Source organism: Streptomyces sp. ISL-98 (assembly GCF_018614055.1).
In the GTDB taxonomy this organism is placed as follows: domain Bacteria; phylum Actinomycetota; class Actinomycetes; order Streptomycetales; family Streptomycetaceae; genus Streptomyces; species Streptomyces spiramyceticus.
In genome coordinates this window covers 15,197-39,930 of record NZ_JAGGPB010000013.1, presented here as the reverse complement: position 1 = coordinate 39,930, position 24,734 = coordinate 15,197, and the positions used below count along the sequence as shown (strand labels likewise).

General features: G+C 68.3%; 31 protein-coding genes. 15 read left to right on the top strand and 16 right to left on the bottom strand.

The features are described 5' to 3' along the window. Positions 1 to 18 precede the first annotated feature (18 nt). The gene (locus J7I98_RS09505; RefSeq protein ID WP_214920184.1) at positions 19 to 807 is read right to left on the bottom strand and encodes a prepilin peptidase; all 789 of its coding nucleotides are present in this window, start codon (positions 805 to 807) and stop codon (positions 19 to 21) included. A 140-nt stretch (positions 808 to 947) separates the two neighbouring features. Between J7I98_RS09505 and J7I98_RS09500 the strand changes: the two genes are divergently transcribed. Together J7I98_RS09500 and J7I98_RS09495 are read left to right on the top strand one after the other, a co-directional pair. Next, positions 948 to 1,334, top strand: coding sequence for a DUF192 domain-containing protein (locus J7I98_RS09500; RefSeq protein WP_214920183.1), 387 nt, complete (start codon positions 948 to 950; stop codon positions 1,332 to 1,334). Between the two features lie 69 nt (positions 1,335 to 1,403). Further along, complete coding sequence (locus J7I98_RS09495; RefSeq protein ID WP_214920182.1) at positions 1,404 to 1,967, top strand: dihydrofolate reductase family protein; 564 nt, start codon at positions 1,404 to 1,406, stop codon at positions 1,965 to 1,967. An 83-nt stretch (positions 1,968 to 2,050) separates the two neighbouring features. Here the strand turns inward: J7I98_RS09495 and J7I98_RS09490 are convergent, their stop codons facing one another. The 3 genes from J7I98_RS09490 to J7I98_RS09480 form a co-directional block, all read right to left on the bottom strand. Continuing rightward, complete coding sequence (locus J7I98_RS09490) at positions 2,051 to 2,401, bottom strand: hypothetical protein (RefSeq protein WP_214920181.1); 351 nt, start codon at positions 2,399 to 2,401, stop codon at positions 2,051 to 2,053. A gap of 46 nt (positions 2,402 to 2,447) precedes the next feature. Beyond that, positions 2,448 to 4,055 (bottom strand): Hint domain-containing protein, encoded by a 1,608-nt coding sequence (locus tag J7I98_RS09485; protein ID WP_214920180.1) that lies wholly within the window; start codon positions 4,053 to 4,055, stop codon positions 2,448 to 2,450. A gap of 86 nt (positions 4,056 to 4,141) precedes the next feature. Further along, a complete protein-coding gene (locus tag J7I98_RS09480; protein ID WP_214920179.1) occupies positions 4,142 to 4,888 on the bottom strand; it encodes a hypothetical protein in 747 nt (248 codons plus the stop codon). A 150-nt stretch (positions 4,889 to 5,038) separates the two neighbouring features. Here J7I98_RS09480 and J7I98_RS40905 point away from each other — a divergent pair, with 150 nt between their 5' ends. The 3 genes from J7I98_RS40905 (at position 5,039) to J7I98_RS09470 (ending at position 7,583) form a co-directional block, all read left to right on the top strand. Further along, a complete protein-coding gene (locus J7I98_RS40905) occupies positions 5,039 to 5,608 on the top strand; it encodes a type IV toxin-antitoxin system AbiEi family antitoxin domain-containing protein (RefSeq protein ID WP_251020381.1) in 570 nt (189 codons plus the stop codon). Continuing rightward, complete coding sequence (locus J7I98_RS40900) at positions 5,605 to 6,051, top strand: endonuclease domain-containing protein (RefSeq protein WP_251020380.1); 447 nt, start codon at positions 5,605 to 5,607, stop codon at positions 6,049 to 6,051. Before J7I98_RS40905 ends, J7I98_RS40900 begins: the two co-directional genes overlap by 4 nt. A 551-nt stretch (positions 6,052 to 6,602) precedes the next feature. After that, positions 6,603 to 7,583, top strand: a complete 981-nt coding sequence (locus J7I98_RS09470) for an alpha/beta fold hydrolase (RefSeq protein ID WP_214920178.1) — start codon at positions 6,603 to 6,605, stop codon at positions 7,581 to 7,583. A 2,127-nt stretch (positions 7,584 to 9,710) separates the two neighbouring features. On the opposite strand, the gene clpX is transcribed toward J7I98_RS09470, so the two are convergent. Continuing rightward, on the bottom strand, positions 9,711 to 10,982 hold the full coding sequence (clpX, locus tag J7I98_RS09465; protein ID WP_214920364.1) for an ATP-dependent Clp protease ATP-binding subunit ClpX: 1,272 nt from the start codon (positions 10,980 to 10,982) through the stop codon (positions 9,711 to 9,713). A 113-nt stretch (positions 10,983 to 11,095) separates the two neighbouring features. On the opposite strand from clpX, the gene J7I98_RS09460 reads away from it, so the two are divergent. Together J7I98_RS09460 and J7I98_RS09455 are read left to right on the top strand one after the other, a co-directional pair. After that, positions 11,096 to 12,256, top strand: a complete 1,161-nt coding sequence (locus J7I98_RS09460; protein ID WP_214920177.1) for a TetR/AcrR family transcriptional regulator — start codon at positions 11,096 to 11,098, stop codon at positions 12,254 to 12,256. A gap of 332 nt (positions 12,257 to 12,588) precedes the next feature. Then, positions 12,589 to 13,164: a rhodanese-like domain-containing protein gene (locus J7I98_RS09455; protein ID WP_214920176.1), complete on the top strand. Its 576-nt coding sequence runs from the start codon at positions 12,589 to 12,591 to the stop codon at positions 13,162 to 13,164. 49 nt (positions 13,165 to 13,213) lie between these two features. On the opposite strand, the gene J7I98_RS09450 is transcribed toward J7I98_RS09455, so the two are convergent. After that, entirely contained in the window at positions 13,214 to 13,855 is a 642-nt protein-coding gene (locus J7I98_RS09450; protein ID WP_214920175.1) for a hypothetical protein, read from the bottom strand. A gap of 108 nt (positions 13,856 to 13,963) precedes the next feature. Continuing rightward, the gene (locus tag J7I98_RS09445; protein ID WP_214920174.1) at positions 13,964 to 14,620 is read right to left on the bottom strand and encodes a hypothetical protein; all 657 of its coding nucleotides are present in this window, start codon (positions 14,618 to 14,620) and stop codon (positions 13,964 to 13,966) included. Between the two features lie 61 nt (positions 14,621 to 14,681). Between J7I98_RS09445 and J7I98_RS09440 the strand changes: the two genes are divergently transcribed. Then, positions 14,682 to 15,038 (top strand): hypothetical protein, encoded by a 357-nt coding sequence (locus J7I98_RS09440; protein WP_214920173.1) that lies wholly within the window; start codon positions 14,682 to 14,684, stop codon positions 15,036 to 15,038. Between the two features lie 24 nt (positions 15,039 to 15,062). Here the strand turns inward: J7I98_RS09440 and J7I98_RS09435 are convergent, their stop codons facing one another. Together J7I98_RS09435 and J7I98_RS09430 are read right to left on the bottom strand one after the other, a co-directional pair. Further along, positions 15,063 to 15,875: an SGNH/GDSL hydrolase family protein gene (locus tag J7I98_RS09435; protein WP_214920172.1), complete on the bottom strand. Its 813-nt coding sequence runs from the start codon at positions 15,873 to 15,875 to the stop codon at positions 15,063 to 15,065. Continuing rightward, the gene (locus tag J7I98_RS09430; protein ID WP_214920171.1) at positions 15,862 to 16,455 is read right to left on the bottom strand and encodes a PadR family transcriptional regulator; all 594 of its coding nucleotides are present in this window, start codon (positions 16,453 to 16,455) and stop codon (positions 15,862 to 15,864) included. Before J7I98_RS09430 ends, J7I98_RS09435 begins: the two co-directional genes overlap by 14 nt. A gap of 113 nt (positions 16,456 to 16,568) precedes the next feature. On the opposite strand from J7I98_RS09430, the gene J7I98_RS09425 reads away from it, so the two are divergent. Next, positions 16,569 to 17,003 carry a nuclear transport factor 2 family protein gene (locus tag J7I98_RS09425; RefSeq protein WP_214920170.1) on the top strand — a complete coding sequence of 145 codons (435 nt, stop codon included), beginning with the start codon at positions 16,569 to 16,571 and terminating at the stop codon, positions 17,001 to 17,003. A 58-nt stretch (positions 17,004 to 17,061) separates the two neighbouring features. On the opposite strand, the gene J7I98_RS09420 is transcribed toward J7I98_RS09425, so the two are convergent. Continuing rightward, a complete protein-coding gene (locus J7I98_RS09420; protein ID WP_214920169.1) occupies positions 17,062 to 17,448 on the bottom strand; it encodes a hypothetical protein in 387 nt (128 codons plus the stop codon). A gap of 278 nt (positions 17,449 to 17,726) precedes the next feature. Between J7I98_RS09420 and J7I98_RS09415 the strand changes: the two genes are divergently transcribed. Continuing rightward, positions 17,727 to 18,359: a TetR/AcrR family transcriptional regulator C-terminal ligand-binding domain-containing protein gene (locus J7I98_RS09415; RefSeq protein ID WP_214920168.1), complete on the top strand. Its 633-nt coding sequence runs from the start codon at positions 17,727 to 17,729 to the stop codon at positions 18,357 to 18,359. 15 nt (positions 18,360 to 18,374) lie between these two features. Here the strand turns inward: J7I98_RS09415 and J7I98_RS09410 are convergent, their stop codons facing one another. Together J7I98_RS09410 and J7I98_RS09405 are read right to left on the bottom strand one after the other, a co-directional pair. Then, positions 18,375 to 18,890 (bottom strand): DinB family protein, encoded by a 516-nt coding sequence (locus tag J7I98_RS09410; RefSeq protein ID WP_214920167.1) that lies wholly within the window; start codon positions 18,888 to 18,890, stop codon positions 18,375 to 18,377. 113 nt (positions 18,891 to 19,003) lie between these two features. Beyond that, positions 19,004 to 19,486: an ATP-binding protein gene (locus J7I98_RS09405; protein ID WP_214920166.1), complete on the bottom strand. Its 483-nt coding sequence runs from the start codon at positions 19,484 to 19,486 to the stop codon at positions 19,004 to 19,006. Positions 19,487 to 19,772: 286 nt separating this feature from the next. Here J7I98_RS09405 and J7I98_RS09400 point away from each other — a divergent pair, with 286 nt between their 5' ends. The 5 genes from J7I98_RS09400 (at position 19,773) to J7I98_RS09380 (ending at position 22,432) form a co-directional block, all read left to right on the top strand. After that, the gene (locus J7I98_RS09400; protein WP_214920165.1) at positions 19,773 to 20,624 is read left to right on the top strand and encodes a helix-turn-helix transcriptional regulator; all 852 of its coding nucleotides are present in this window, start codon (positions 19,773 to 19,775) and stop codon (positions 20,622 to 20,624) included. Between the two features lie 12 nt (positions 20,625 to 20,636). Continuing rightward, positions 20,637 to 20,828 (top strand): hypothetical protein, encoded by a 192-nt coding sequence (locus J7I98_RS09395; protein ID WP_214920164.1) that lies wholly within the window; start codon positions 20,637 to 20,639, stop codon positions 20,826 to 20,828. 61 nt (positions 20,829 to 20,889) lie between these two features. Next, positions 20,890 to 21,393, top strand: coding sequence for a hypothetical protein (locus J7I98_RS09390; RefSeq protein WP_214920163.1), 504 nt, complete (start codon positions 20,890 to 20,892; stop codon positions 21,391 to 21,393). Between the two features lie 317 nt (positions 21,394 to 21,710). Beyond that, a complete protein-coding gene (locus J7I98_RS09385; protein WP_214920162.1) occupies positions 21,711 to 22,040 on the top strand; it encodes a hypothetical protein in 330 nt (109 codons plus the stop codon). Then, on the top strand, positions 22,016 to 22,432 hold the full coding sequence (locus J7I98_RS09380) for a PIN domain-containing protein (protein ID WP_214920161.1): 417 nt from the start codon (positions 22,016 to 22,018) through the stop codon (positions 22,430 to 22,432). Before J7I98_RS09385 ends, J7I98_RS09380 begins: the two co-directional genes overlap by 25 nt. Positions 22,433 to 22,519: 87 nt before the next feature. Here J7I98_RS09380 and J7I98_RS09375 read toward each other — a convergent pair whose 3' ends face one another. From J7I98_RS09375 to J7I98_RS09360, 4 genes are read right to left on the bottom strand one after another with little or no spacing between them, the layout of a single operon-like run. Next, positions 22,520 to 23,191, bottom strand: a complete 672-nt coding sequence (locus tag J7I98_RS09375) for an OmpA family protein (RefSeq protein ID WP_214920160.1) — start codon at positions 23,189 to 23,191, stop codon at positions 22,520 to 22,522. Between the two features lie 4 nt (positions 23,192 to 23,195). Beyond that, entirely contained in the window at positions 23,196 to 23,786 is a 591-nt protein-coding gene (locus tag J7I98_RS09370) for a hypothetical protein (RefSeq protein WP_214920159.1), read from the bottom strand. A gap of 31 nt (positions 23,787 to 23,817) precedes the next feature. Further along, positions 23,818 to 24,426 carry a pilus assembly protein TadG-related protein gene (locus J7I98_RS09365; protein ID WP_214920158.1) on the bottom strand — a complete coding sequence of 203 codons (609 nt, stop codon included), beginning with the start codon at positions 24,424 to 24,426 and terminating at the stop codon, positions 23,818 to 23,820. Then, entirely contained in the window at positions 24,423 to 24,671 is a 249-nt protein-coding gene (locus tag J7I98_RS09360; RefSeq protein WP_214920388.1) for a hypothetical protein, read from the bottom strand. Before J7I98_RS09360 ends, J7I98_RS09365 begins: the two co-directional genes overlap by 4 nt. Between the last annotated feature and the right edge of the window lie 63 nt (positions 24,672 to 24,734).

Below are 24,734 nucleotides of genomic sequence, written 5' to 3'. Positions count from 1 at the left end.
GAAGCCGACAGGAAGCCGTCAGGATGCGGCGAGACCGCCGAGCAGCAGGCCCGCCAACGTCCCGGCGATCATGAAGGGGCCGAACGGGATCGCGGTCTTGCGGCCCGCCCGGCGCATAACCATGAGGGCGACGCCATACGTGGCACCCAGCAGGAATCCGGCGAAGGCCCCGGCGAAGAAGGCGGTCCACCCGTACCAGCCGAGGGCCGCCCCGAGCGCAAGGGCCAGTTTTACGTCGCCGAAGCCCATGCCATTCGGGTTGATCAGGAAGAGAACGAAGTAGCCGCCGCCGAGAGCGAGACCGCCGAGCAGGGCAGTGGGCCAGGATCCGCCGTGGCCGGGCAGCAGCGCGGCGAGGCCGAGCAGGGCGGCGGTCGCGGCGGCGAGCGGGAGGGTCAGCACGTCGGGCAGGCGGTGCACCCGGCGGTCCACGACGGCGAGCAGTACCCCGAACGGCGCAAGCAGCAGCCACACCACGAGCTCGGGCCTGGCACCGGTCCCGGCCGCGAGCAGGCCGCAGGCGAGGGCGGTGAGCGGGACGTGCCGGAGGGGGCGCGCGTACGGGGCGGGAACGGACCACCCGGGCGGTCCGCCGGCCGGGCTACCCACCAAGGCCGCCGCCGCACACCCCGCGCAGCGCGCCGTACCGAGCCAGCCGCGGGCGGGTCCGGCGAAGGGGTGACCTGCGGGGCACGCATCGCGCCACGGCTCCTCCGGCTCGACGGCGAACCGGTAGGCGGCGCGGGGCAGGAGCAGTCCGGTGGCGGCGCCCCAGAGGACGGCGGCCGCGATCAGCGTGGCGTACACGGCACGGAGCCTAGAGCGGGGTGGGGGGTGAGGTCATGGGCCCGGGGGCCCACTGTTGGGCGTACGGGGCCCAGATGGGCCGACGCTCGGCAAGCAGAAATCGGCGGCCACGACCCGCTGCGGTCCGATACGTTCCGCAGATGCGGCGATGGCGGGACGGCACAGGCACGTTGACGACGGACGGCGGATCGCCTACGGCCGCACCCGCACCCGTACCGCTGGAGATCGCGGCGTCCTCGCGGGCGCGGACGCGCGGGCTGCTGGGCCGGGACGGGATCGCGGGCGCGCTGCTGCTCACCCCGGCGAGCAGTGTGCACACGTTCGGGATGCGCTTCGCGATCGATGTGGCGTACCTGGACCGGGAGTTGAGGGTGGTCGCGGTACGGACGATGCGCCCGGGCCGCCTGGGCCGGCCGAGGTTCCGGGCACGGCATGTGCTGGAGGCAGAGGCGGGAGCAATGGCGCGGTGGGGAGTACGGCCCGGGGTGCGGCTGGTATGTGTGTCAGGTCACAGCCCCGGCCGATGAGTTTTCGGCCCGGCACTGGTCTGAACAGGCAACATCACCAACGAACACCACCGGCGAAGGAAGCACCTCGTGCGTAAGTTCAAGCTCCAGGTCCAGATGAGCGTCGACGGCTACATGGCCGGCCCGAACGGCGAGATGGACTGGCTGACGTTCCCGTGGACTGACGACATCAACGCCCACATCGATGCGCTCACGGAACCGGTCGACTGCATCGTGCTGGGCCGCAAGCTCGCCGAGGGGTTCATCCCGGCCTGGGCGGCCGGCCCCGAGGGCGAGGACCAGGCGTCGATCGACAAGGTGAACAACACGCCCAAGGTCGTCATCTCCAACACCCTCACCGAGTCGCCCTGGGAGAACGCCGTCGTCGCCGGCGGCGACCTCGCCGAGACCGTGAACAGGCTCAAGGCCGAGCCGGGCGGGGACATGATCGCCTACGGAGGCGGCACGCTCGTATCGAGCCTGATTGCCAAGGGCCTGCTCGACGAACTCCACCTGTTCGTCAACCCGACCGCGATCGGCGCCGGAATGCCCGTGTTCGCCAACCTCGACACCTACCAGCAGCTCCGGCTCGTCACAGCCCGACCGTTCGACTGCGGGATCACCGGTCTGCACTTCGAACCGAAGCGCTCCTGATCGCCTGTTCTTACAGCACCGGCGCGTCCCAGTTCCGCCCTTTTCGCGCGCCAGCAGCAAAATGCACACCGTACGGACGGTACTTAATCCTCTTGATCCCTGTCCCCGTACGCCACTTCCACGTCTTGTGCCAGGCGCGGGTCGAAGTAGGTGACGCGCCACGCCGCCCCGAGCTCCCGCGCCAGCTCGCGCGCCAGCTGCGCGCCGCGCTCGGCGAACGCCGCCTCGGCCTGCGGGTCGGGGAATCCGGAGGACGCCGGGTCCTCGCGGTTCAGCGTGGCGTCGTACGCGTCGCCCCAGCTGTCCAGGTCCGCCGCAAGGCGCGGGGTGACGGGCAGTTCGGCGGGGGCGACGTTGTCCCGCACGCCGTCGCTGCCGCGGACCCAGACCGGGTGGCAGTCGTAGTCCGCGGCGAGCCGCACCTCGGTGCTCACGCCTTGACCTTCATTCATCTTCACCTTCACGTTGACGTTGACCGACCTATCCGACGCTCTTGGGGTTGGCGCCCACGACGAAGCCATTGTTTCCGACGGTCACCGCCACCCTCCGCTTCTTGCCCTTGAATTCGACCTCGTAGATGGGCCGCCCCTCGCCCTTCCCCTGCGCGCCGACCTTCTTGCCCTTGGTCGCGGCTTGCATCACCAGGTCGGGAATGTCCTCCCGGGCAATTCCGCTCCGCTCGAAATCGTCGGCGTGCTCTTCGATGATGTGCTTGAGGCCGGCCCGCGAGTTGCCCTCCTCCAGGAAGACGATCTTGCCATCGGCATTGCGCTCGGCCCGGATCACCTTCTCGGGGTCGAATTTGACGCCCTGCTCGTTCATTTCGTCGAGGAGTTCCTGGTCCACACAGTCGTTGTTGTGGACGAGCGCGTGCTGGCTGCCGATGCCGACGTAATAGGTGTGGATTCCGGCGACGGTGAGGTCGTACGTCGTCTGCCGCCGGGTGTGCTGCGCAACCGCCGTGACGGGCAGGCCCGCGCCCTCGGGCGTACGGAGCTTCGCGCCGGGGCGGATGTCGCCCGCGTCGGCCCAGCGTGCGCCTTGCCGCGCGCTGCCGGTCAGCCAGAAGGGGTGGGTGTCGGTCGCCGTGATGGCGCGGAGGCCGGCGGGCGTCCTGATGGTGAGGCGGGTGAAGTGCTTGTCGTCGTAGGTGGTGATGGTGTTCGTGACGCGGCGCGTGGTCGTCAGCCCGCTCGCCGGATCGGTGACAGTGACGCGGTCGCCGATGCGTACGGCCTCGATGGGGATGCGCGTGCCGTTGCCGAGGAGGACGGGGGTGCCGGGCAGGAAGCTGTGGGAGGCAGCACAGGTGATAGGCCGCTTGTCTGGCTTATCTGGCTTGTCTGGCTTCTTCTCGTCGAGCTTGCGCTTGGCGGCGTCGAGCTTGTCCTGCGCCTCCTTGACGCGCTTGCGGTTCTTGACCATGCCGGTGAGGCCGTCGTACAGGTCCCCGCCGTGCTTCTTGAGTTTCCGTACGAGCTCGACGGCCTTCTTCCACTTCCACGGCGCACCGTATTTCGCCGCGAGCTTGCCGACGGCGCCGCCGATGAGGCTGGTCAGTACGTTGATCAGGGTTTCCGTACAGGCTCCGGCGTCGCCCTTGGTGACACAGTCGACCGCATCGGTGATGCCGAGCTCCTCGGCCAGGATCTTGCCGAGCTCCTTTGCGGCCTGCTTGGCCTTTTCGGTGTCGCTCTGCTCGGCGTTCTTGGCGTCCTGGAGTTCTTTGAGCGCCTTTTCGTACGCGCGCTGCTCGGCCGACTTACTCCCGTCGCCGTCGCCGTCCGACACAGGCTGCTTCCCCGTATCGTCGCCGGCCTGCGGATTGCCGTCATCGCCCCCGCCCCCTCCTCCGCAGTCGCCGCCGCCCGTCACCCGGCAAACGGCCGCGCCCAGCTGCTGCGAGACGGTCTCCCCGAGCCCGGTGCCCACGAGCGCCGCGACGATGGCCGCGACGACCAGCACCAGGCCCGCGTACTCCAGGGTCGTCTGCCCCGACTGCGACTTGCGCAGCCCCAACAGCCGGGCTTCGGTGCGCGGTTGGCGCCTGCGGGACCGGGACCGGGGCCGACCTAGGAGGAAAGGCATGCCGCGACCGTACGGAGCACGTCACTCACGGGCATGGGCCCACGGACCCAACCCCGGGCTCAAATCGGCCCGACGCGTACGGACGGCTAGGGCAGTTTGGCGGCTTGCGCGGTCGCGATTTCCGCGGGGATCTCGGGGGTCTTGGAGTCGAGGAAATTGGCGGTGTAGAGGATGACGACCGTCGATCCGGTGCGTACGAGCTGGAAGACGAGCGGCACCTTCGTCCCCTCGAAGGACCCGGTGACCTGATACGCGAGCGCTTCCTGCCCCGCCTTCGGCGCCGTCAGCTCCTTGACCTCGGTGTAGGTGGAAGCGCCGTCGCCCGCCGTGGTCCTGAAGCCGCCCGCGCACGCGCCGATGGCGTCCTTCACACCGCGCAGGACGCGTACGGCGGCGCCCTTGGGGTACGAGGTGAGGATCTCGGTGACGACGGTCTGGCCGTCCGTACCCTCCTCGGACTGGTCCGTGAGGGTGCGTTGGACGGTGGCGGTGGGCGTCGGCTCGGGCGCGCCGTTGATGACGGCGGCCAGCGCCTGACACTCCGGCTGCTCGGCCCGCTCCTCACCGGTTTCCTCGCCGCCCTCCAGCGGCGCGGCGACGAAGTCCGGTACGTCACCACTCACGAGGGCAACCTTCTCCAACTCACCCTTGCTGAGCGTCTTCCCGTTGCTGCTGACAGGCCGATTCGCCACCGTGGGCGAGGCGCCGGGCTTCTTGTCAGCGACGTCGGTCTTCCCGGCATCCACGCCGTCAGCTCCGCACGCCGAGGTGAGACAGACAACCACCATCGCCATCACTGCCGCTGCCGCTGCCCGTACTGAACGTGCCTTCACGACTCACCGCTCCCGTGCGTGCGACTGCGACCACTGAACGCACGCACGGTAACAACAACGCGCCCGTACGGCATGGGCCCGGAGACCCAATTGACCGGGGGTTATCCACAGGGGTCGCGGAGGTCATAGGACGACTGCGACGCTCATTCCATGACACGTGCAACGGGGGAAGTAGCAACAGACGGGCTGATCCCGCTGTCCGAGCTGGCCGGCAGCCGACAGCACGGCATCCTGCTGACCAGGCAGGCAACGGCGCTGGGGTGGCCGGCTCGGCGCCTCACCAGACGTCTGCGAAGCGAGGGCTGGACCCAGATCCATCGCGGGGCCTGGGCTGAGCCCGGACTTGCGGTCGATCACACGGTGCGGCTGCGCGCGATCCAATTGGCCCGCCCCGAACTGGTTGTCAGCCACCGGACGGCCGCGTGGCTGCACACCATTGAGCTCCCCTGGGAGAGCGACCGAGCCCGAAACCTGGAGGCGGGCCTGACCCTCGATTTCACCACCTCGACCACCACGACCACGTACCCAGGCGCCTCCCGGTCGACGGGCCGCACGCGCCGGGTGCCACCACTAGCCGCAGGGGAGACAGGAACACTCGCCGGAATCCGCGTCACCACGGTCAACCGCACCCTTGCGGATCTGCTGCGCGCAGGCCCCGGGACTCGGCGCTGGTCGCGGTCGATTCTGCGATCTCCATCCGCCCGCTCCAGGTCAACATGACGGTAAAGCGCCCCGCCCTCACCCATACCGCCGCCGTAGCCGCCGCCTTGGAGTCCGGCCCCCGACGAGGCCTACGTACAGCACGCGCCTGGCTCGCTCTCGCCGACCGTAAAAGCGGCTCACCGCCCGAGACGCTCGCCCGCCTGCGCATACATGACGCCGGACTGCACCCCGAGTCACAGGTGGGAGTCAGACCGCTGGGAGGCCGACGGCGCTCGGTCGACTTCCTGTTCCGGGCGGAGGGCCTTGCCGTCGAGATCGAGGGCTATACGTATCACGGCACCCGAGCAGCCCACCAACGCGACGTCGCCCGCTTCAACGAACTCGCCGGCTGCGAACCAATCCGCAGGATCCTGCGCTTCACTGCGGTAGATGTCTACCGCCGACCAGCCTCAATGATCGCCGAGATCCACAAGGCACTGGCGTCGCTGGCCGACGGGTGACGCCAGTTGCCATGTAAAGAGGAGACGTCATGGGTTCAGTCGCGCTGAGACAGGTGGATGCTCTGTGGGTGGCCGCTCGTTCGATTGAAGTAGCCCCTCGGCGGCCTGGGGAAAGCGAACGGTCAGTCATGGTGGGAAGCGTCAATGAGATCGCCGAGTTGGCCGGCCTCTTGGAGCTCGAGCCGGAAGCCGCCCCCTTCACCTGCATGTGCTTGGGAGACATCAGCTTCACGGTCCGAGGCGAACTGGGCGCAGTACTAGGTGTACTGACACATCACTTGGGCGGTGGTTTGGACTGGCACCGATGGAATGGCCAACTCCCGCTTCTGCACCCTGAAGAACTGACCGAATGGCTCATTGGGCATGGCGTGGTCGACCTCGTGGTCCCGGGACCGTGAGGAGCATCAGAACGCGTGAGACATGAACGCCCAGAGCGGTTTGCCGAAGCGGCAACAAGGCTCGCAACCGCCGCGCCGCCCCCCGCATGATTGGGGCACCGATCTCGGCGCACGGCGGACGGCGCACGGCAGATCGAGAGACCTGGAGGATTCATGTCGCAGCAGGTCACGGACGTCACTCACCGGTCGGTCTCCTCACCCGCAGGCCGTATCCACCTGGTGGAACAGGGCATCGGGCCGCTGGTGTTGCTCGTGCATGGCTTCCCGGAGTCCTGGTACTCCTGGCGCCACCAGCTGCCGGTACTGGCCGCGGCCGGGTACCGTGCGGTCGCCATCGATGTCCGCGGCTACGGCCGTTCCTCCAAGCCCGGTGGCACGGACGCGTACCGGATGCTCGACCTGGTGGAGGACAACGCCGCGGTGGTGCACGCCCTGGGCGAACAGTCCGCGGTGATCGTCGGCCACGACTGGGGGTCGGCCATCGCCGCCAACTCCGCCCTGGTCAGACCGGACGTCTTCCGCGCGGTGGGGCTGCTCAGTGTCCCCTACGCCCCGCGCGGCGGACCGAGGCCCAGCGAGGTCTTCGCTCAGATGGGTGGGGAAGAGGAGTTCTACGTCTCCTACTTCCAGAAGCCCGGCCGGGCCGAGGCCGAGATCGAGCCCGACGTGCGCGGCTGGCTCGCGGGCTTCTACGCCGCCCTGTCCGCCGACACCATGCCCGCACCCGGCGCACCCAGCCCGCACTTCGTCAGCCAAGGCGGGACGCTGCGCGACCGGTTCCCCGCCGGCAGGCTGCCCGCCTGGCTCACTGAGAGCGACCTCGATTTCTACGCCGAGGAGTTCGAGCGAACCGGCATGAGCGGAGCGCTCAATCGCTACCGGAACATGGACCAGGACTGGGCAGACCTAGCCGACTTCGACGACGCCCCCATCACCCAGCCGTCTCTGTTCATCGGCGGCAGCCTGGACGCCTCCACCACGTGGATGGCCGACGCGATCAAGGCATTCCCCGCGACACTGCCCGGCCTGGTCTCCACCCACATCCTCGACGGCTGCGGCCACTGGATCCAGCAAGAACGCCCCGCCGAAACCAACCAACTCCTGACCGACTGGCTCGCCAAGCTGCCCGCCTGAAGCCTCCCGAGGAGCCCGGACACGGGTCCGGAAGCGGCCGGCCTCAGCCCGCCGGGATTGCTCGGTGCTGTCGTAACTCGTGAACATCTGATTCAGCCGCAGCCGTCGGCTACTTCCCGAACTGCTGTCGAAGTGCTGGTCGGCTAAGCCTCGGCTGGGTAGGTGCGTGGTGGTCTGGGCAAGGGCTGGCCCGGTTCGGCAGCAAGCCTTCACTCGCCCCAGGCAGGCAGCAGCCAAGCGGAGCGCCGGCGAAGCGCCGGCGAACAACAACCCGGCTGCGGCCGGGGACGGGGCTGGCCCAGCTCGGGGCCGTCGATTGCTTCTGCCATGGGGGCCGCCCTTTTCGGGAGTTTGGCGGTTCCGGGTTGGGCGTAAAGGGCGCTCCTGCGTCGCGTCGCCTGCGGCGATTCCGCTGCGCTCCACCCTTGACACCCACCCCTCCACCGCTGGTTCTTCACGGGGGGCCGCCCCCTGGAGCCGGGCCCCGGAACAGCTGGGCTCGTTACTCGGCTTTCGCTGCCGGGCGGCGGCCCGGCGGGTGGAGCGCGGTAGTCGAATGGGGCGACCCGGCCCGGCTCGGCGTCCACCCCGCCCGGTGATCGGCTGAGACTCATGCCCCGTGTCTGGGCTGGGTGGGTGGGTGCGCCCAAGGCCCGGGGAGCGGTGGAGCCCGGCTCGGCGGGTGGCTGGTTGTTGGGTGATGCGCCCCAGGTCCGGGAAGTATCGAGACCCGGCTCGGCGGGCGGCGACTTTGTGGATGGTGCTCGTCCCCGGCGAGCGGCGGCTTGATGTGGGGCGTACCGCACCGGTGAGCGGTACGACTGGGTTCAGCGGCGCGGCAGACAGGTGGATGGTGTCCCATCCCGGCGGGCAATGCGCTGGGTTCGGCGGGCGGCGAGCCGGTGGGCCGTGGCGCACCAGGCCGGGGAGGGTGACGTCCCCTTGATGTGCGGATTGCCGTCCTCGGTCGGGCAATGCCGCTGGGTCGGCGGGCGTCAGGCCTGTGAGCGGTGACGCCCGCCCGGCAGGCGGTGGGTTGGGGATGGTGCGCGCAGCAGCTCCGCGAGTGGTCCCGTCGGTTTGGCGAATGGCGGGCGAGTAGCGGCTGTCATCCGCCCACCGGTCGTAAGCAGAGAGCTTCATGGGACTGAGGAGACTGCCGGGACTCCCAATAGCGCCTTGTGTGCGGAACAGGACACCCCAAGCCGCCCATGCCAGGCCTGACGGTGTCCTCTTCCGCACACAAGAGGTCGCGCGGAACCCTTTTCACCTGACGGATGCCCTCTGCTCGTTCAACGCCTGATCCATCGCTGCTTAAAGTCGCTCCCGCCAAACCAGCAGGACCGCCCCGCCCACCCTGTGTACGCACCACCCACCCGGACGACAACACCCGCCACTGGGCCGCCTACCATCAATCGCGCCATCATCCGCCAGGTCACCACCCGCCGAGCCGGACTCGCATCACCCGCCGGGCCTGGTGCTCACCACCCGCCGACCACTACCCGCCGAGCGGGTGTCCGTATCTGCCGGGCCGCCGCCCGCGAACCGGCGCCACCACTCCCGCGCCCCCGTGCGCACCATCCACTCACCCCAGACACGGGGCATGAGTCCCAGCCGACCACCGCGCCGGGTGGACGCCGAACCCAGCCGGGCCACCCCATTCAACTGGTGCGCCCCACCCGCCAGTCACCACAACCGGCCCGTCGGCCAACCCGTCCAGCCGACCACCCACGTGGACGCGACTCTGGGGAGGGAAGTGCGGTGTCGCACCAGCAGACGGGCGGGGTGGACGCCGAGTTCTGCCGGGCCGCCCCAAGACGTGGTGCGTGCAGCCATCCACGGACCCGCCGCCCGGCAACGGCGAACGGCCGCGATCCCAGCTTCCCCGTGGGCCCGCCCCCGGGGGCCGCCCCCCTTAAAGAACGCGGCGGAGGATCGGCGGTCAAGGGTGGAGCGCAGCGACATCGCCGCAGGCGACGCGACGCAGGAGTGCCCTTTACCGACGGGCCTCCGCCGCCACACTTACGAAAAGGCGGCCCCCACACCCGAAACAACCAACGCCCCTGTACATGGCGCGAGCTCGCCAAGCCGGACCGGCCTGCCGACCGCCCACCCTCGCCCCGCCCCTCAGGCGGACTTCTTTTCGTCGGGGTGGTCTCGGGGCACCAGTGTGGGGACGACGTTGTTGAGCACCGTGTCGTGGTCGACCACTACGCGGGCGACGTCGTTGCGGCTCGGCACCTCGTACATCACGTTGAGCAGGACCTCTTCCAGAATGGCGCGGACCGCTCGCGCGCCGGTGCGGCGCAGCAGGGCCTGGTCCGCGATCGCGCCGATCGCGTCGTCGGTGAACTCAAGTTGCACGCCGTCGATTTGGAACAGCTTCTGGTACTGCTTGATCAGTGAGTTGCGGGGCTCGACGAGGATCCGCATCAGTGCCGCCCGGTCCAGCGGCTGGACCGTAGACACCACCGGGAGCCGTCCGACGAGTTCCGGGATCAGGCCGAACTTGAGGAGATCCTCCGGCATGACCTCGGCCAGGGCATCCGCATCCCGCTCGTCGTCCTCGGTACGGATTGCCGCGCCGAAGCCGATGCTCTTGCGGCTGGCCCGCTGTTCGATAATCTGCTCCAGGCCGGAGAAGGCACCGCCCACGATGAACAGCACGTTCGTCGTATCGAGCTGGATGAATTCCTGCTGCGGGTGCTTACGGCCGCCCTGCGGAGCCACCGAGGCCGTCGTGCCTTCGAGAATCTTGAGGAGCGCCTGCTGTACGCCCTCACCCGATACGTCTCGCGTGATCGAGGGGTTCTCGCTCCTGCGTGCGACCTTGTCGATCTCGTCGATGTAGATGATCCCGGTCTCGGCCTTCTTGACGTCGTAGTCAGCGGCCTGGACCAGTTTCAGGAGGATGTTCTCCACGTCCTCGCCGACATACCCCGCCTCCGTCAGCGCCGTCGCGTCGGCGATCGCGAACGGCACGTCGAGCATCCGGGCGAGCGTCTGGACGAGGTACGTCTTGCCGCAGCCGGTCGGGCCGAGCAGCAGGATGTTGGACTTGCCCAGCTCCACGACCGGCTCGTCCCGGGTGGTGGTGACCGGCTGAATGCGTTTGTAGTGGTTGTAGACGGCCACCGCGAGCGTCTTCTTCGCTGCGTCCTGCCCTACGACGTACTGCCCGAGGAAGTCGAAGATCTCGCGTGGTGTCGGCAGGTCCAGCGGCCCGTCCTCGGTGGAGGAGACGGGGTCGTTGCGGTCTTCCATGATGAGCTCGGTGCAGAGCCGGACGCATTCGTCGCAGATGCAGAGCGGGCTCGGGCCCGCGATCAGTTTGTTGACCTGCTTCTGGGTCTTCGCGCAGAACGTGCACTTGAGCACTCGGAAACGTCTCCTCACCAGTGGTTCGCATCATTGGAATGTCCAGAACATATGACGTCACCATCTGAATGCCGACGGTATCTTGAAGCCGGTACGACAGCAACGCACGGCAGCGCGACAGACGAGTGAGGACCATGGGCCGGCTCAGCAGGGCGGAGCTGCAGCAGCGCAACCGTGCCAGGGTGCTGGCCGCCGCCAGGGACGAGTTCGCCGAGCGTGGCTTCCGGGACGCCAAGGTGGACGGCATCGCCGGGCGTGCGGGGCTGACCCGTGGCGCGGTGTACTCCAACTTCCCCGGCAAGAGGGCCCTCTACTTCGCGGTACTGGCCGACCTCGCCGAGCACGCGCCCGCGCCCGCGCTCACCCCTTCGCATCCGGATCACGAGCCTGAGCGAAGTCCTACCCCCCGCGACGCACTCGGCGCGCTCGCCCGAGCATGGGTCGCCAGGTTGCCGCTGACCGAGACCGGCGCCCACGAGCCGCACGGCGCAGCACGGCTCGGGACGCACGTGATGCCCGAGATCCTCGCCGAGGAGCGGATCCAAAGACCCTTCGCGCAGCTGATGAAGCTGGACGCGATCCTGCTCGGCCTGGCCCTGGAGGGCCTCGCCCCGGAGAGACCGCACCCGCCCGCCGCGCCGCCCGCCACGCGACCCGGCCGCCCCCGCCAAGTACGCGTAGCCGAAGCCGCCCTCACCACCCTCTACGGCGCCGGCCAACTCGCCGCCGCCGCCCCCGGCTTCGTCGACCCCTTCAACGTAATCAGCGCCTGCGAGCAGTTGGCGGACGTCGACCTCGGCGACGTATGGCCCCCGCCCCACCTCCCCTACATCCCGCAGGCCCGCCCGGCCGACGCGCCGTGGTCCCCTCCACCCGCGTTCGACGCGGTGCGCGGCGAGCCCGCGCGGCTCACGGACGACGGCATTGTGGCGGTCCTGGGGCTGCACCGGCTCGAAGCCGCCGAGGAAGCGGTACGGGCCGCACCGCCCGGCGCGAAGGTGACCGCGGTGCTGGTCACCGGCGACCCGGACGAGCTGACGCCGCTGGCACGGCTGGTCGTGGCCGACCTCGCGAACTGCCTGCGCCAGGCGTTCCCGCCGTCGGCGTGGCCGCGCCTGCAAGTCGTGTACGACGAGTCGGGCGACCTCGCCGCAGCAGCCGGCGTGCCGGCTGTCAGCGACGGGACGGAGGCTGCCGTACGCATCGAGGCAGCCCGTATCATCGCCCGCGCTGACGGCCGGGGAGCGTGCCATGCGGCCGCGGCATCGGCCGCAGCGGCCGATGCCAGGGCATGACGGGCCCTGTCGGCCCCGCTGCCCATACTGCGTGCGCAGCTGCTACGCGACCTGCTGGAAGAACGTGAAGCCGAAGCCCGGTCCCGCACCCCAGGAGGAGGTCCGGCACTGTGCCCCATCAGGTGGCACGCCATTGACCTCCTGCATGACGCGGGGCTCCACGGACACAATTACGCCATCGATGCCGTGGTGGCAGCGACCCCGTTGGAGTGCGCACCGCCGCGCGTTCTCGTCACGTCCAATGCCAAGCGGAAGTTACTCCGCGACTTCAGCCGCATCGCGATCACGACAGGCCGGCCCCCGCCAACCCGCAAGCGAAAGGACCACCGCACATGACCGCCCCCACCGCTGTAATTCCCGCCCAGGCAGCCCCCCGCCTGGCCGACTACACCGTCATCGACGTACGTACCGCCGGCGAATACGCCGCAGGTCACATCCCCGGCGCCCACAACATCCCCCTGGACCACGTCCGCACCGCTCTGCCCACCCTCAAGGCCGCCGCCGCCCGCGGCGACCTGCTGATCGTCTGCGCCTCGGGCAGCCGATCCGCGACCGCCTGCCAAGAGCTGGCCGCCGCCGGCGTCCCCGCCGCAACCCTCACCGGCGGCACCACCGCCTGGGCCGAGCAGGGGCACGCCCTGCACCACCCGGACGGCGCAACCGCGGTCTGGGCCATGGAACGCCAGGTCCGACTCGCCGCCGGTTCCCTCGTCGTCCTCGGCCTCGCCGCCGGCACCCGCTACCGGCCCGCCCGCTGGCTCTCCGCCGCCATCGGTGCAGGCCTCGTCTTCTCCGCCGCCAGCAACACCTGCGGCATGGCCGCAGTCCTCGCCAAGCTCCCCCACAACCGGCCCCACCCCGCCGACCTCGACGCGACCCTGACGGCCCTGCAGCAAAAGGAGCAATAGGAGCAAGGCCAAGGGGGAGCGGGGCGCGAGGCCCGGTCGGCCTCGCGCGTCACCCGTCCTGGTCGACCTCACAGGCGGGCCTGCCGAAATAGTCCGGCTCGCGTTCGGTCTCGCCGAGCCAGAGCTGAGGAGCGTACTGCCGGATCGCATCGATCATGGGCTCGCGGAACGGGCCGTTGGCGACGATGCGGTAGCGGAGGCGAGGAAGGTCCGGGCGGAGGGGTTCCTCGTCGCGGACCAGGCCGCGCATGATCAGGTCGTCGCGGTCGACGGGGACGGTCGGGCACAGCTCGATCGAGTAGTCCTTCCCCGCCTGGTTGTCCGCTTTGCTCCAGTGGAGGGCAACTGCGGCGAGGGTGTCCCAGCGGATGACGTTCCGTCCCACGGTGTTGTGCACCCACAGACCGGTTTCGTCGACGCTCGCGAACAGTTGGCGGTACTCCCGGCCTCTGCGGAACTGCTTGAAGCCCGGGTAGGCGATGAAGGCCGCGAAGAGCAGGAGCAGGAGGCCCGCAAAGGGACTGAAGTCCTTGCCATAGAGATCGAGGGTCCTCACCGCGGCCAGCGCCGCGATGAGGGCGCCCACCCCCATGTAGATCCCGCCGAGAACCATGAACCCCCGGGCGGGCCTTGGGGCGACGGGTATGACGGTGGCCGTAGGGGCAGGACCGTGCCCGGGGGAAGACGACATGGCCAGGAGTCTAGGGACGCTCCCCCGCCCGCAGCGCAGAGACCCTGCTCAGCGCGTACGGCCACGCGTCAGCACGTACGGCCGCATGTGAGCGCATACGGCCACGCGTCAGCGCGCACGGCCACGCGTGCGCTCCCGATGGCCCTTGACGTCGGGCAGGCCGAGATGGCCACGCTCGCGTTCGGACTCGCCGAGCCACAGGTGGGGGACGTACTGCTGGATCGCCGCCACCAGGGGCTCTCGGAAACCACCGTTGGCGACAAGGCGGTAGCGCAGTCGCGGCAGGTCGGGGCGCAGGGGTTCCTCGTCGCGCACCATGGCCCACAGGACCGGGTGATCGCGGTCGATGGGGCCGCTGGGAAACAGCTCGACGGAGTAGTGCTTCACGGGGCGGCTTCCCGTCTTGCTCCAATGCAGGCCGACCCCGGCGAGGGTGTCCCAGGGGATGACCTTCTGGCCCCCGGGGTTGCTGATCCAAAGGCCCGTTTCGTCGACACACAGGAAGGTGTGCCGGGACTTCCAGCTGGACGTCAGGAAGGTAACGCCGAGGAAGCCGATCAGCAGCCCGATGATGACGCCCGCAATCCCACCGGGGTTGGGTTCCTTCCCGTTCAGACCAGCCATGACCGCAACCCCGCCGAGCGCGGCGAAAGCGCCGGCCACGGTGCAGCCGACTCCGACCGGAACCTGGGTCCGGGCAGCGCTCCGGCCCATGCGTATGAGTGTGGCGGTGGGGGCGGGACCGTGCGCGTAGGGACTTGTCATGGTCAGGGAGTCTAGAGACCCTCCGGCCGTACGGCAGAGGGCCGGGCCTAGGCTCCACCCCATGACTGCACGGGATGGGGAAACGCCGGACACGGACGACCTGCGGGCTCGCTTTCAGCAACAGGCGCGGTCAGGCCTCGCGGACGACCGGGCGCGGAAGGCGCGGGGGGCACGCATCGCGTTGGCCGCGTTCTCGACCCTGGCGTCGGTTGTCCCTCTGATAGTCGTCGCAGTGGGCCTCAACGCCGGTGTGGGCATGGGAATTTGGGTCGCTGTATGCGCCCTTGGCACGGTGGCCGGCGTCGGAGCGGTGGCCCTGGCCCTGCGCGGACGTACGCGCTGGGGCTTCGCCGCGTTCTTCGTCGCGTTCACGCTCGCGCAGCTCGGCGACCTCCTCAGTAACCGCCCCCTCCACTGAGGCACGGCTCCGTCAGGCCACAGCTCAGCGCGTAAAGCCGCCGGTGCGCCCGTCGGGACGCACCGCCAGCAGCTGCGGACGTTTCGCCGTACGGCCGTCGCCGGAGGACCGGCCACGTACGCGCCGGGCGAGCCAGGGGCCCAGGTATGCGGCCAGCCAGCGGAGTTCGGCGTTCGCGGCGCGCAGGCCGGTTAGGGCTGCGGGGCGCGGGGGCAGGGCATGCGTCCAGGTGTCGTCGCTGCCGGGGAGCTGTACGGCGTGGGCCGCGGCGGCGGCGAAGCGTTCGTGGCCGAGGGAGCTGAGGTGGAGCCGGTCCTCGCTCCAGATCCGCGGGTCGGTGGCGAAGGCGTGCTGTGCGGTTTCGACGACCGTCGCTCCGTGGCGGGCGGCAGCCGCGCGGATGCGCGAGTTGAGTTCGTACACGCGAGGGCGCAGGGGGCGGGCGAGCGGCACGACCTTCCCGATGTCGGGGAAGGTGACCGTCGCGACGTGCGCCCCGGTGGCGCTGATGGCGGCGAACATCGCCTCCAGGTGACCGACCACCTCGGCGGCGTCGAACTTGGGCCGCATCAGGTCGTTGACCCCGGCGACGACGGTGGCCAGGTCGGGGCGCAGGGCGAGGGCGGGTGCGAGTTGCTCGGCGTGGACCTGACCGGCGAGGCGGCCCCGTACGGCCAGATTGGCGTACTGGAGGCGGGGCTCGACGGCCGCGAGGTGCTCGGCGAGGCGGTCGGCCCAGCCGCGCAGGCCGGTGGTGTCGTCACCGTCGCCGAGGCCTTCGGTCTGGCTGTCGCCGAGGGCGACGTAACGGAGGAAGGTGCGTTCAGCGTTCGGCACGGGTCGTCCGCCTTTCGCGCAGGACGGCCGCGATGCGCAGGGCCCAGTCCCGGGTTTCCTGTTCGAGGGAGAGACCGCGCAGACAGGTCAGGTACGGTCCGACTCGCTCGCCACTGCGCAGGAACTCCTCTTCGTCCAGCTCGCCGCGCATCTTGCGGAGCAGCTTGCCGAACAGCTCGATCTTGGCTTCGGCAATGGATGCGCGCTCTTCGAGCTGTTCGATCACCGGGCCGGAGTCCGCGAAGGAGTCGGTTGCCTGGACCTTGACGAGCAGGTCGTCGCGGATGAACGACGGCTTCGAAGGGGCAGCGGCGAAGGCTTCCAGCTCGGCGAGGCCGGCGTCGGTGACGTGGAACAGCCGCTTGTCGGGGCGCGACTCCTGGACCACCTCACGGCCGCTGACCAGCCCCTCTTTCTCCAGCTTGGCCAGCTCGGCGTACAGCTGCTGGGGCAGGGCATGCCAGAAGTTCGCTACGCCGACGTCGAACGCCTTGGCGAGCTGGTACCCGCTGTACTCGCTGCGCTCGTCGTCTCCGTCGCCGACCAGCAGTGCTGCCAGTACGGCATGTCGCAAGGCCATCGGATCCCCGTCCCCCTCTTCCGTCTTCCATTTCTGCGTCGACCTCTGCATCATCATACTCAAGAAAGTGACTAGTCAGATTCTTGAGTAGTGGGAAGTTTGGGGTGAGGTTCATGGAGAAGACCGTCGAACGCTTCCGCACCGCGGTCGAGAAGGGTGATCTCGCGGCGCTGGAGGGCCTGTTCACGCCGGACATCCGCCTCTACAGCCCGGTGAAGTTCACGCCCTTCGAAGGCAGGCCGATGGTGATGGGGCTCTTCGGCGTACTACTGCGCACCTTCGAGGATTTCCGGTACGTCGGGGAGTTCGGCGGCACAGCCGAGACGAGTGCGGACGGCACGGAGAGCCCGTCCGCCGTGCTGCTCTTCAGGACCGTGGTGGACGGCAAGGCGATCCACGGAATCGACCTGCTGCACTTCGACGAGGCGGGCCTGATCAAGGAGTTCACCGTGATGGTGCGCCCGCAGTCCGCCGTTCACGCCCTGGGGGCGGCGGTGCTGGCAGGCCTGGTGGCCGACGGGCTCGTTCCCGACCCGGCAGGCCGGTAGCAAAAAACAGGAAGGGCCGTCCCCCGTACGGCCCTTCCTGTCGATCTGCCCGCCCGCGCTATGAGATGAGGTCCCACTTCCGGCCGTGGAAGCTCTCGTTGCCGTTCTTCACGAGAGACACCCTGATGCCTACACGGATGTTCTCGGGAACCCTGCTCGCGAAGCTCACGGTGACGCAGTCCTGGTAGCCACCGGTCGTCTTGAGCGTGGCGATGTCCCCCAAATCGCTCATCTTGAACAGATGAACCCGGACGTTGTACCCGTCGGACTGCTCGTCGCAGACCTTCAGGTAGTCCCCGGAGTGCCCGAATGCCGCCTGGCCACCCGGGTCCCAATCGCTGGTGTAGACCCAGCCGCTGTTCGTTCCGGCGCTGCTTGTCCCAGGGAGAAGCAGGACGGTGGCGAACGCCGCACTCAAGACTACGAGTGCCCGACCCTTTCGCATGGTGTAACTCCTTTGCATCCCTCGCACGCCCTTCCAGCTCCAGCCCCAGCTCCAGGCTGTGAGCTGTGAGGGCGTGCGAGGCCCCGTTGGTTCGCCATAATGCGCGCGAACGCGCATTAAGACGTTCGCCACGCTACCTGAGCGTGTTCACGCCATGCAATGTCCGCTCTCCCGGGACAGCGGAATGTCGAGTGAAGGTCTCGTGCGCATTAAGTTGGGCGGGACGAGTTCGGTCACGAAACGGCCAGCGCACCCCGGCGACCAGGCGACCCAGGACGATGACAGAGCGACCCCCTCATGGCTCGACCCGCCCCGGCGGACGCACGGCCCGCACCCGAGCCGCCGTGCTGGCTGCCGCCTTCGACGAACTCGACACCCAGGGCTTCGGAGCACTCACCCTGGACAGGCTCGCCCAGCGCTCCGGCGTCCACGTGTCCACCATCCGCAGGCGCTGGCGCACGGTCGAAGGGGTCATCGCCGACCTGCTGGCCCAGCACAGCACGACGATTCCGACCCCGGACACGGGCGACTTCCGCCAGGACCTGCACGAACTGGCTCGGGTGATCGCCGCCTTCCACGCAACACGGCGCAACCGCAACCTCATCGAAGGCATCGTCGCCGCAGCGGCCCACGACCCGAACCTCGGCCGGATCGTCGGCGACGCCTTCGCCGCCCGCATCCAGCACGTGACCCAGCTCGTGCACCACGCGATCGCCCGGGGTGAACTCCCTCCGGACACCGATGCCACCGCCGTCATCGCCGCACTGAGCGCACCCTTCTACTACCGCCTCCTCATCATCCGCCGCCCCATCGACGCCCACCTCGCCCACACCAGCGCCGAAGCCACCTACCACGCCACGCGCGCCGGCGCGTTCAGCACGCGGGCCCGTCCCGACGCGACGAACCGCTGATCGCCCCCGGCGCCGTCAGGCTCCTGTAACGCCGTCGACGCGTTCGCGCAGCAGGTCGGCGTGGCCGATGTGGCGTGCGTACTCCGCGATCATGTGGATGTAGACGAGGCGCAGCGAGTACACCTCGCCGCCGTGCGTGAAGGTGTCGTCGAGCGACGCCCCTGCGGCAGCCGCGTCCGCCAGGCGGCACTCCTCGACAAGCCGGGCGTAGTCGTCGTCGGCCTTCGCCGGTTCCAGGGCCTCGAAGTCGGCGTCCTTGCCCTGCGCCGGGTCGTACATCGGGTCGAGCGCCTCACCGGCGAACCTCTGGCGGAACCAGATACGTTCGACCTTCGCCATGTGGCGGAGGATCCCGAGCAGGGTGAGATTGGACGGCGGTACGGATGCGACGGCGAGCTGCTCGCCCGTAAGGCCGGCGCACTTCTGCAGCAGCGTGCTGCGGTACCAGCCGAGGAACCCTTCGAGCATGACGCGCTCGTTCGCTGCGAGGGGGCCGTCGGTGCGGATTGCGTCAGGTGCGGTCCAAGTCATTGGCCGATCATGCCGGTTGGGGTGCGTACGCACGAGGGTTTACGCGTATGGCCGGTCCGCGACACCGCGCCGATTGCGCTGCGGACCAGCCATGCTGATGCAGTGCGCGGTGATCAACCGGGCAGTAAGACCCAGGACTTCGTACCGCTGTGCGGCGGCCGCGCGTCGCCGACACCCCAGTCGCCACCCCAGTCCTCAACCACCGCAGCGAGCAGCCAGAGGGAACGTCGCCGCCGTTCCTCGCAGAGGGATACCGCGACGGGGCTGGCGTGATGCGGGTGCTGATCCCAGACGACCAGACGGAGTGCGTTGTCGCGGTGGCGGAGGGAGAGGTAGAGGTCCTCCTCGGGCGTCAACTTCGTTGCAGTTGACACGAGTTCGGTTGCAACGACTGTCGCGGGCAGGCCGTAGCGGTCGAGGCTGTGGGCGTGCAGTGCGGACGTCATCGCGTTACGGACGATGGCGGCGCTTCGGGGTACGCAGGGCACGGTGAGGCTAAGCGCGAGCCCGTCGCCGGGGCGGCGGCGCCGCAGGTACGGACCGGGCCGAGGCTCGGCGCTGACGGGGCAGAGTGCGGTGCGGATGTACGGAGGCATGGTCTGCGTCGACTCCCTTGGTGGGGGCGGGTGCTCACGCGGTGGTACGGGACCGGTGATGAGTGGTGGCCTGTCTCCCTGACGCGGGACCGCCCCTCCCAGGGAAGGAGGTTGCGGGCAGGACCGCGCGATGCACTTCGCAACTCATCGGAACGTGAGCGGTGCATCACCCAATGTAGGGCAGGTGGTTAATTTGGCCTTCCGATTGTGGAAACTGCACCCTTTCGTGGCCCCATCGCACGCGTAGGCGGCAGACTGCACACGACCGCACGCGGAAGGGAACGGCATGGCAGCGAGGACGTCTCCCACAGAACGTCAGAAGCGACTTGGGGCCGAGGTTCGCAAGATGCGCACGTCAGCGGACGTTTCGGCCGAGTTCGCGGCCGGGCTGCTTGGCGTTGACCGGGGCAAGATCTCCAACATCGAGTCGGGGATTCGGGCGATCAGCCCCGATCGGCTGCGCACGTTGGCCTGCAACTGTGATTGCACGGATGAGCCGTATGTCGACGCCCTGGTGGAGATGGCCCAGCCCCGCAAGCGTGGCTGGTGGGAGCGGTACAGAGGCACTTTGCCGCAAGGGCTCCTGGACATCGCCGAATTGGAGGCCTTCTCCGTACGAATGAGGGCCGCGTACTCCGTACACATGCCGGGCCTGCTGCAGACCTCGGACCATGCGCTCGCCGTATTCCGGGTCGTCATCCCGCAGTTGCCGGAGCACGAGATCGCCCTGCGGCTCGCCCATCGCGTAGAGCGCCAGCAGGTTCTGGACAGCGACACCCCGCCCGCGTACACAGGCATCGTGCACGAGGCCGCGCTGCGGATGCAGTTCGGAGGGCGGACCGTCGCGCAGGCCCAGCTCGATCACCTGCTGAAGAAGTCCGAGCAGGAGAACATCACGCTGCTGGTCCTCCCCTTTGAAGCCGGGGCGTTCCCTGGTGCCGGGCAGACGGTCCTGTACGCGGAGGGTCCTGTGCCGCAGCTCGACACCGTCCAGATCGACAACTCGCACGGGCCCGACTTCCTTTACTCGGACACGCAGTTGGCGAAGTACCGGGCCCACATTGACTGGATGGAAAACATCGCGCTGTCCCCACAGGACTCGCGGGACTTCATCCGCACAATCGTGCGCCAACTTTGAGGGGACGAATCGATGTCAGAGATCCACTGGGATGAACCATTCTGCGGTGAGGGAAACTCTTGCTTCCGCCTCGGAATAGACGGGCAAGGCAACGGCTACATCGCCATCCTCGGCGAGGAGGACCGCTACCTCACCGACAGCCACGAGGCTCTGCGTAACATGATCCGTGACATCAAGGCCGGCAAGGCCGACCACCTGCTCTGATGAAGGGCAAGGCCACGCTGCCCACCAAGGAAACCGGCTGGAAGTACTGGGAAACGAGCTCATGACTTCTCCACGACGGCACCTGGACACCGCAGCAACCACCCTGGCGTGTGCGCTGACTGCTGTCCTTCTCGCGGGATGCACAGGATCCGACAGCTCCAGCGACCCCACAACGCCGAAGCCCACCGCAACGGCCACAGGCCAGTCGCGGGAAGCCGTGGACAAAAAGCTCGGGCAACAGGCCGAGGCCGCCCTCGACACCATCACTCCCGGCGATCCAGCGTTCCTCGAATCGGGCCTGGAGCGACTCAGCGACGGCATTCACCGCGAGTCACTGCTGACGCGCGGGAAGTCCTACCAACTGAGCGTTGCCTGCGCCGGCAGCGGCCAAGCCCGGCTATCGGTACAGATCAAGGACAAGCCGACCGTCAAGAATCTGGAGTGCGACGGCACAGCCACCCACACCCGCATACAGGACGCACCTAGCGAGATCACAATCGACGTCGATGCAGTCTCCAAGGCATCCGGCATGGTCGCCTGGCGGATCGCGAAAACCGCCGAATGAGCGCGCGTTCTTGAAGAGTGGCCCCGCCTTCGGGCGGGGCCACTGCGTCTCGCGCACGCTCGAGTACGGGTACCGGGGAAGGCTCCCCGGTCTGGGCTGGCCACGACGCCGATGAGAATCCCGCCAGCCGTGGTGCCGATGCCGTGCGCAAGGACTGACTCCGACCTCATTCCGCAGATGCGCAGGCGGCACCTCCACCGGGCCGTCCGGCGCTCAGCAGGTTCACACCCAGTTCCCCCAGGCGCCGCTGCTGTTCGTCCTTCAGCCCGTTCGACGCCCGACAGAGCATTTGCCACACAATTTGCTACTCTCGCCTCATGGACACTCCCGCGCAGTACGGCCCGGACGAGGGCCCCGCCCAGAAGGTCAGCGTCTCCATGCCGGCCGGCCGGATTGCGGCCGTGAAGGCACGCGTCGGAGCCCGTGGCTTCTCGGCCTACATCAGCGCGGCCGTCGAGCGGCAGATACAGCGCGACCTGCTGGAAGAGCTGCTACAGGCCAAGGAGGCGGAGATCGGCCCGCCCTCCCCGGACGTCCAGGAATGGGCCGCAGAAATGTTCCGGGAAGCTGAAGCATTGTCCGCACAAGAACACGCGGAGCCTAGGCCGGAGGGGGACGCCGAGTGGGACGCGGAGCAGGCCAGCTGAGTCACGGCATTGTTCTCCTCGACTCCGAGGGGCTAAGCAAGTTCATCGACAGCGATCCGCGGGTCACCGGGCTCATTCGCGCCGCTCAGTCCAAGGACGTCTTGGTCGCCGTCAGCAATCTGACTCTGATCGAAGCCTGGCATTCGAAGATCCGCATGGACCGGCTCCGGTGGCACGTATCCCGCCTGGAAGTGCTGCCTGTCACGGAGGCGATCACGTGGCAGGCCATCGACCTGCTCCGCAACGCGAACCTCCACGGACACAAGTACGCCATCGACTCCGTCGTGGCAGCGACAGCGCTGGGGTACACAGGTCCACGGATTGTCGTCACCTCGGACGTGGACGACATCAACAAGCTCTGCGGCGATCGAGTGCGAGCCGTCGGCGTCTGAGGCAACGCGAAAGGCCGCCGCGCTCTCGGCCGACCTGACGTCGGCCGCGCCCGGCGGCCCAAGAACCCACTCACGCCGATGTCGCCCCTACGTCTGGCTGCTCGGGCTGGCGTCGGGCGCGTCGCCGCGCGGGAAGGAGACCTCCACTCGGCGGTTCTTCTTGCGGCCTTCTTCCGAGTCGTTGTCGGCGATCGGATAGTCCTCGCTGTAGCCGCGGATCTCGAAGGTGACGGTCGAGTCGAGGGACTTGTTCAGCTCCTGCTGGACAGCGTCCGCGCGCTTCTTGGAAAGCACCTTGCCGTGTTCGTACGAGCCGAGGTCGTCGGTGAAGCCGAAGACACGGATCTTGGTCGCCTTCTGGGCGGTGATCTCGTCGGCGATGGCCTTGATACGAGACGCGGCCTCGGAATTCAGCTTCGCGCTGTCCTTGCCGAAGAGGACTTCGGCCTGGAGGGCGAACTTGACGTCGGAGTTGGTGTCTTCGCGACGCTCCTCGCCGCCCAGGTCTTCTACTACGGACTTGATGTCGAGTACGCGGGCGGGAGCGAGCGTTGCCCCGTCGGCCAGCTTGAGGCCGGGCGCGTTCGCGTCCACCTCCGGTGGCTTCTGAGTGGTCTGGCTGCCGGGTGGTGCGCTGGGTGTCTCGTCCGCGTGCGCAGTGGAAACCGGCAACATGCTCATTCCGGCGACGAGGACGCCGACGGCGAGCGTGGTCGCGGCCAGGTGGCGTGGTCGTGTGAGGGTAGGGAAGGGAGGCATCGGGTCACTCGCCATCGGTGATCTTGATGGTCGCGGCCGGCATGTCCGCGATCTGGAAGTCAACCTCAGTGGTGGAAGCAGAGGGCGCTGGGAACTGCGCGTACCACTCAGCCGACTGATTCTGCGAGAGCCCCGTGAACCGAGTGCACAGGCACTTGCCGTCAGTGTCCCGAAGCACGAGGTAGCGCTTCTTCTCCGTCTTGGAAACCAAGTTGGCGCCAGCCATGGAAGCGCCGTTCCCAGCCAGCTCGTTCTCACTCCCCTGCCATTGGTCCGCACTCCAGATGGCACTGCCGCCGTTGGTCACCTTGCCGGAGACCGTGAGGAAGCCGCCCTGGTCCCGCACCGCTGAGGAAATGACCAGCGTGACGTCCTTGCCGCCCTTGACCTCCGCAAGCACCTGATCGGGCTCTGGGGCCTTTGATTCCTTCTCTCCATCGTCCCCTTGCTTCGCGGGCGGAGTGGACGATGACTTGCTGTTGTCGGACGGGCTCTCTTCGTCTCCGCCGCAACCGGCCACTGTGAAAACCAAGCCAGTCGTGATCGCCACCGCGGTCAGTGCCCTGCGGGCCTTCATAGTGTGCCGAATGCTCATCAACAGCTCTTCCTTGTCTTGTCGTTCGCTCTTACTCAGCCAGGTGTACGGAGTAGAGATCCTTGGCCTCGGGCAGGTCTCCGGTCACGAAGTCCTTGGGGTCGATCTCCCAATGTCCGCTGCCTTCGCAGTCGAATTCGATGAGCTTCAGGGGATTGCTCGACGGAGTCACTGTGCATCGAGGCTCGATCACGGCAGTTGCTGTTGCCACGGCCTTCTTCTTCTCCGTGCCGGGAATGGCGGACTCCCCGACGGTGTAGCGGGTCTTGACCTCCGCTGCGAAGGCCGGATCCCCCCTGAGCAGCGTCGGGTTGAGGGCCAGCAGGTCGGCGTCGTTTTCGCCGGCCAGTTGCCTGGCGGCGGCTTCGTACCCGAGTCCTGGGTAGTTCCCCTCGGCCAGAATCCACTCGATCCATTTGTCCGCATCACCGATCGAGTCCTCGAAACCGTCCGTCAGTTCGTCGCGGACATCCTGCGCAGCCGCCAGCGCGGCTGCGTCGGCGGCTGACTGGGCTCCATTTCGAGCAACTGCGGCCTGGGCAAAGGCAAAGTAGACGAACGCAAGAAAGAGCAGACCCCCCACCACCACAACGTAGATGGGGAGGGTCTGCCCTCGGTCTTGCTGGTGGGGAGCGATCACCCGCCGCCGCCGCCAAGCACCTTGTCCACCGCCGCACCGACCGCCGTGGAAATCTTGGTGTCCAGGTTCAGACCCTTCACCAGCCCGATGATCGCCGCAACGATGATCACCAGACCCGCGTACTCCACCATGCTCGCACCCTCGTCCGAGCCGCGCTTCCGCATCCGGGTGATCACCGTGTCGCGCCAGTTGCGCGCCGCGATCTGCGTGTTCACGGTGGTCCTGAGAACGATGTCCTTCGTCATGGCGTGACCCTCCGGGTTCGGCCGACCGGTAGCCGGCCGACATGTACGTCTCTTGGTCTGAAG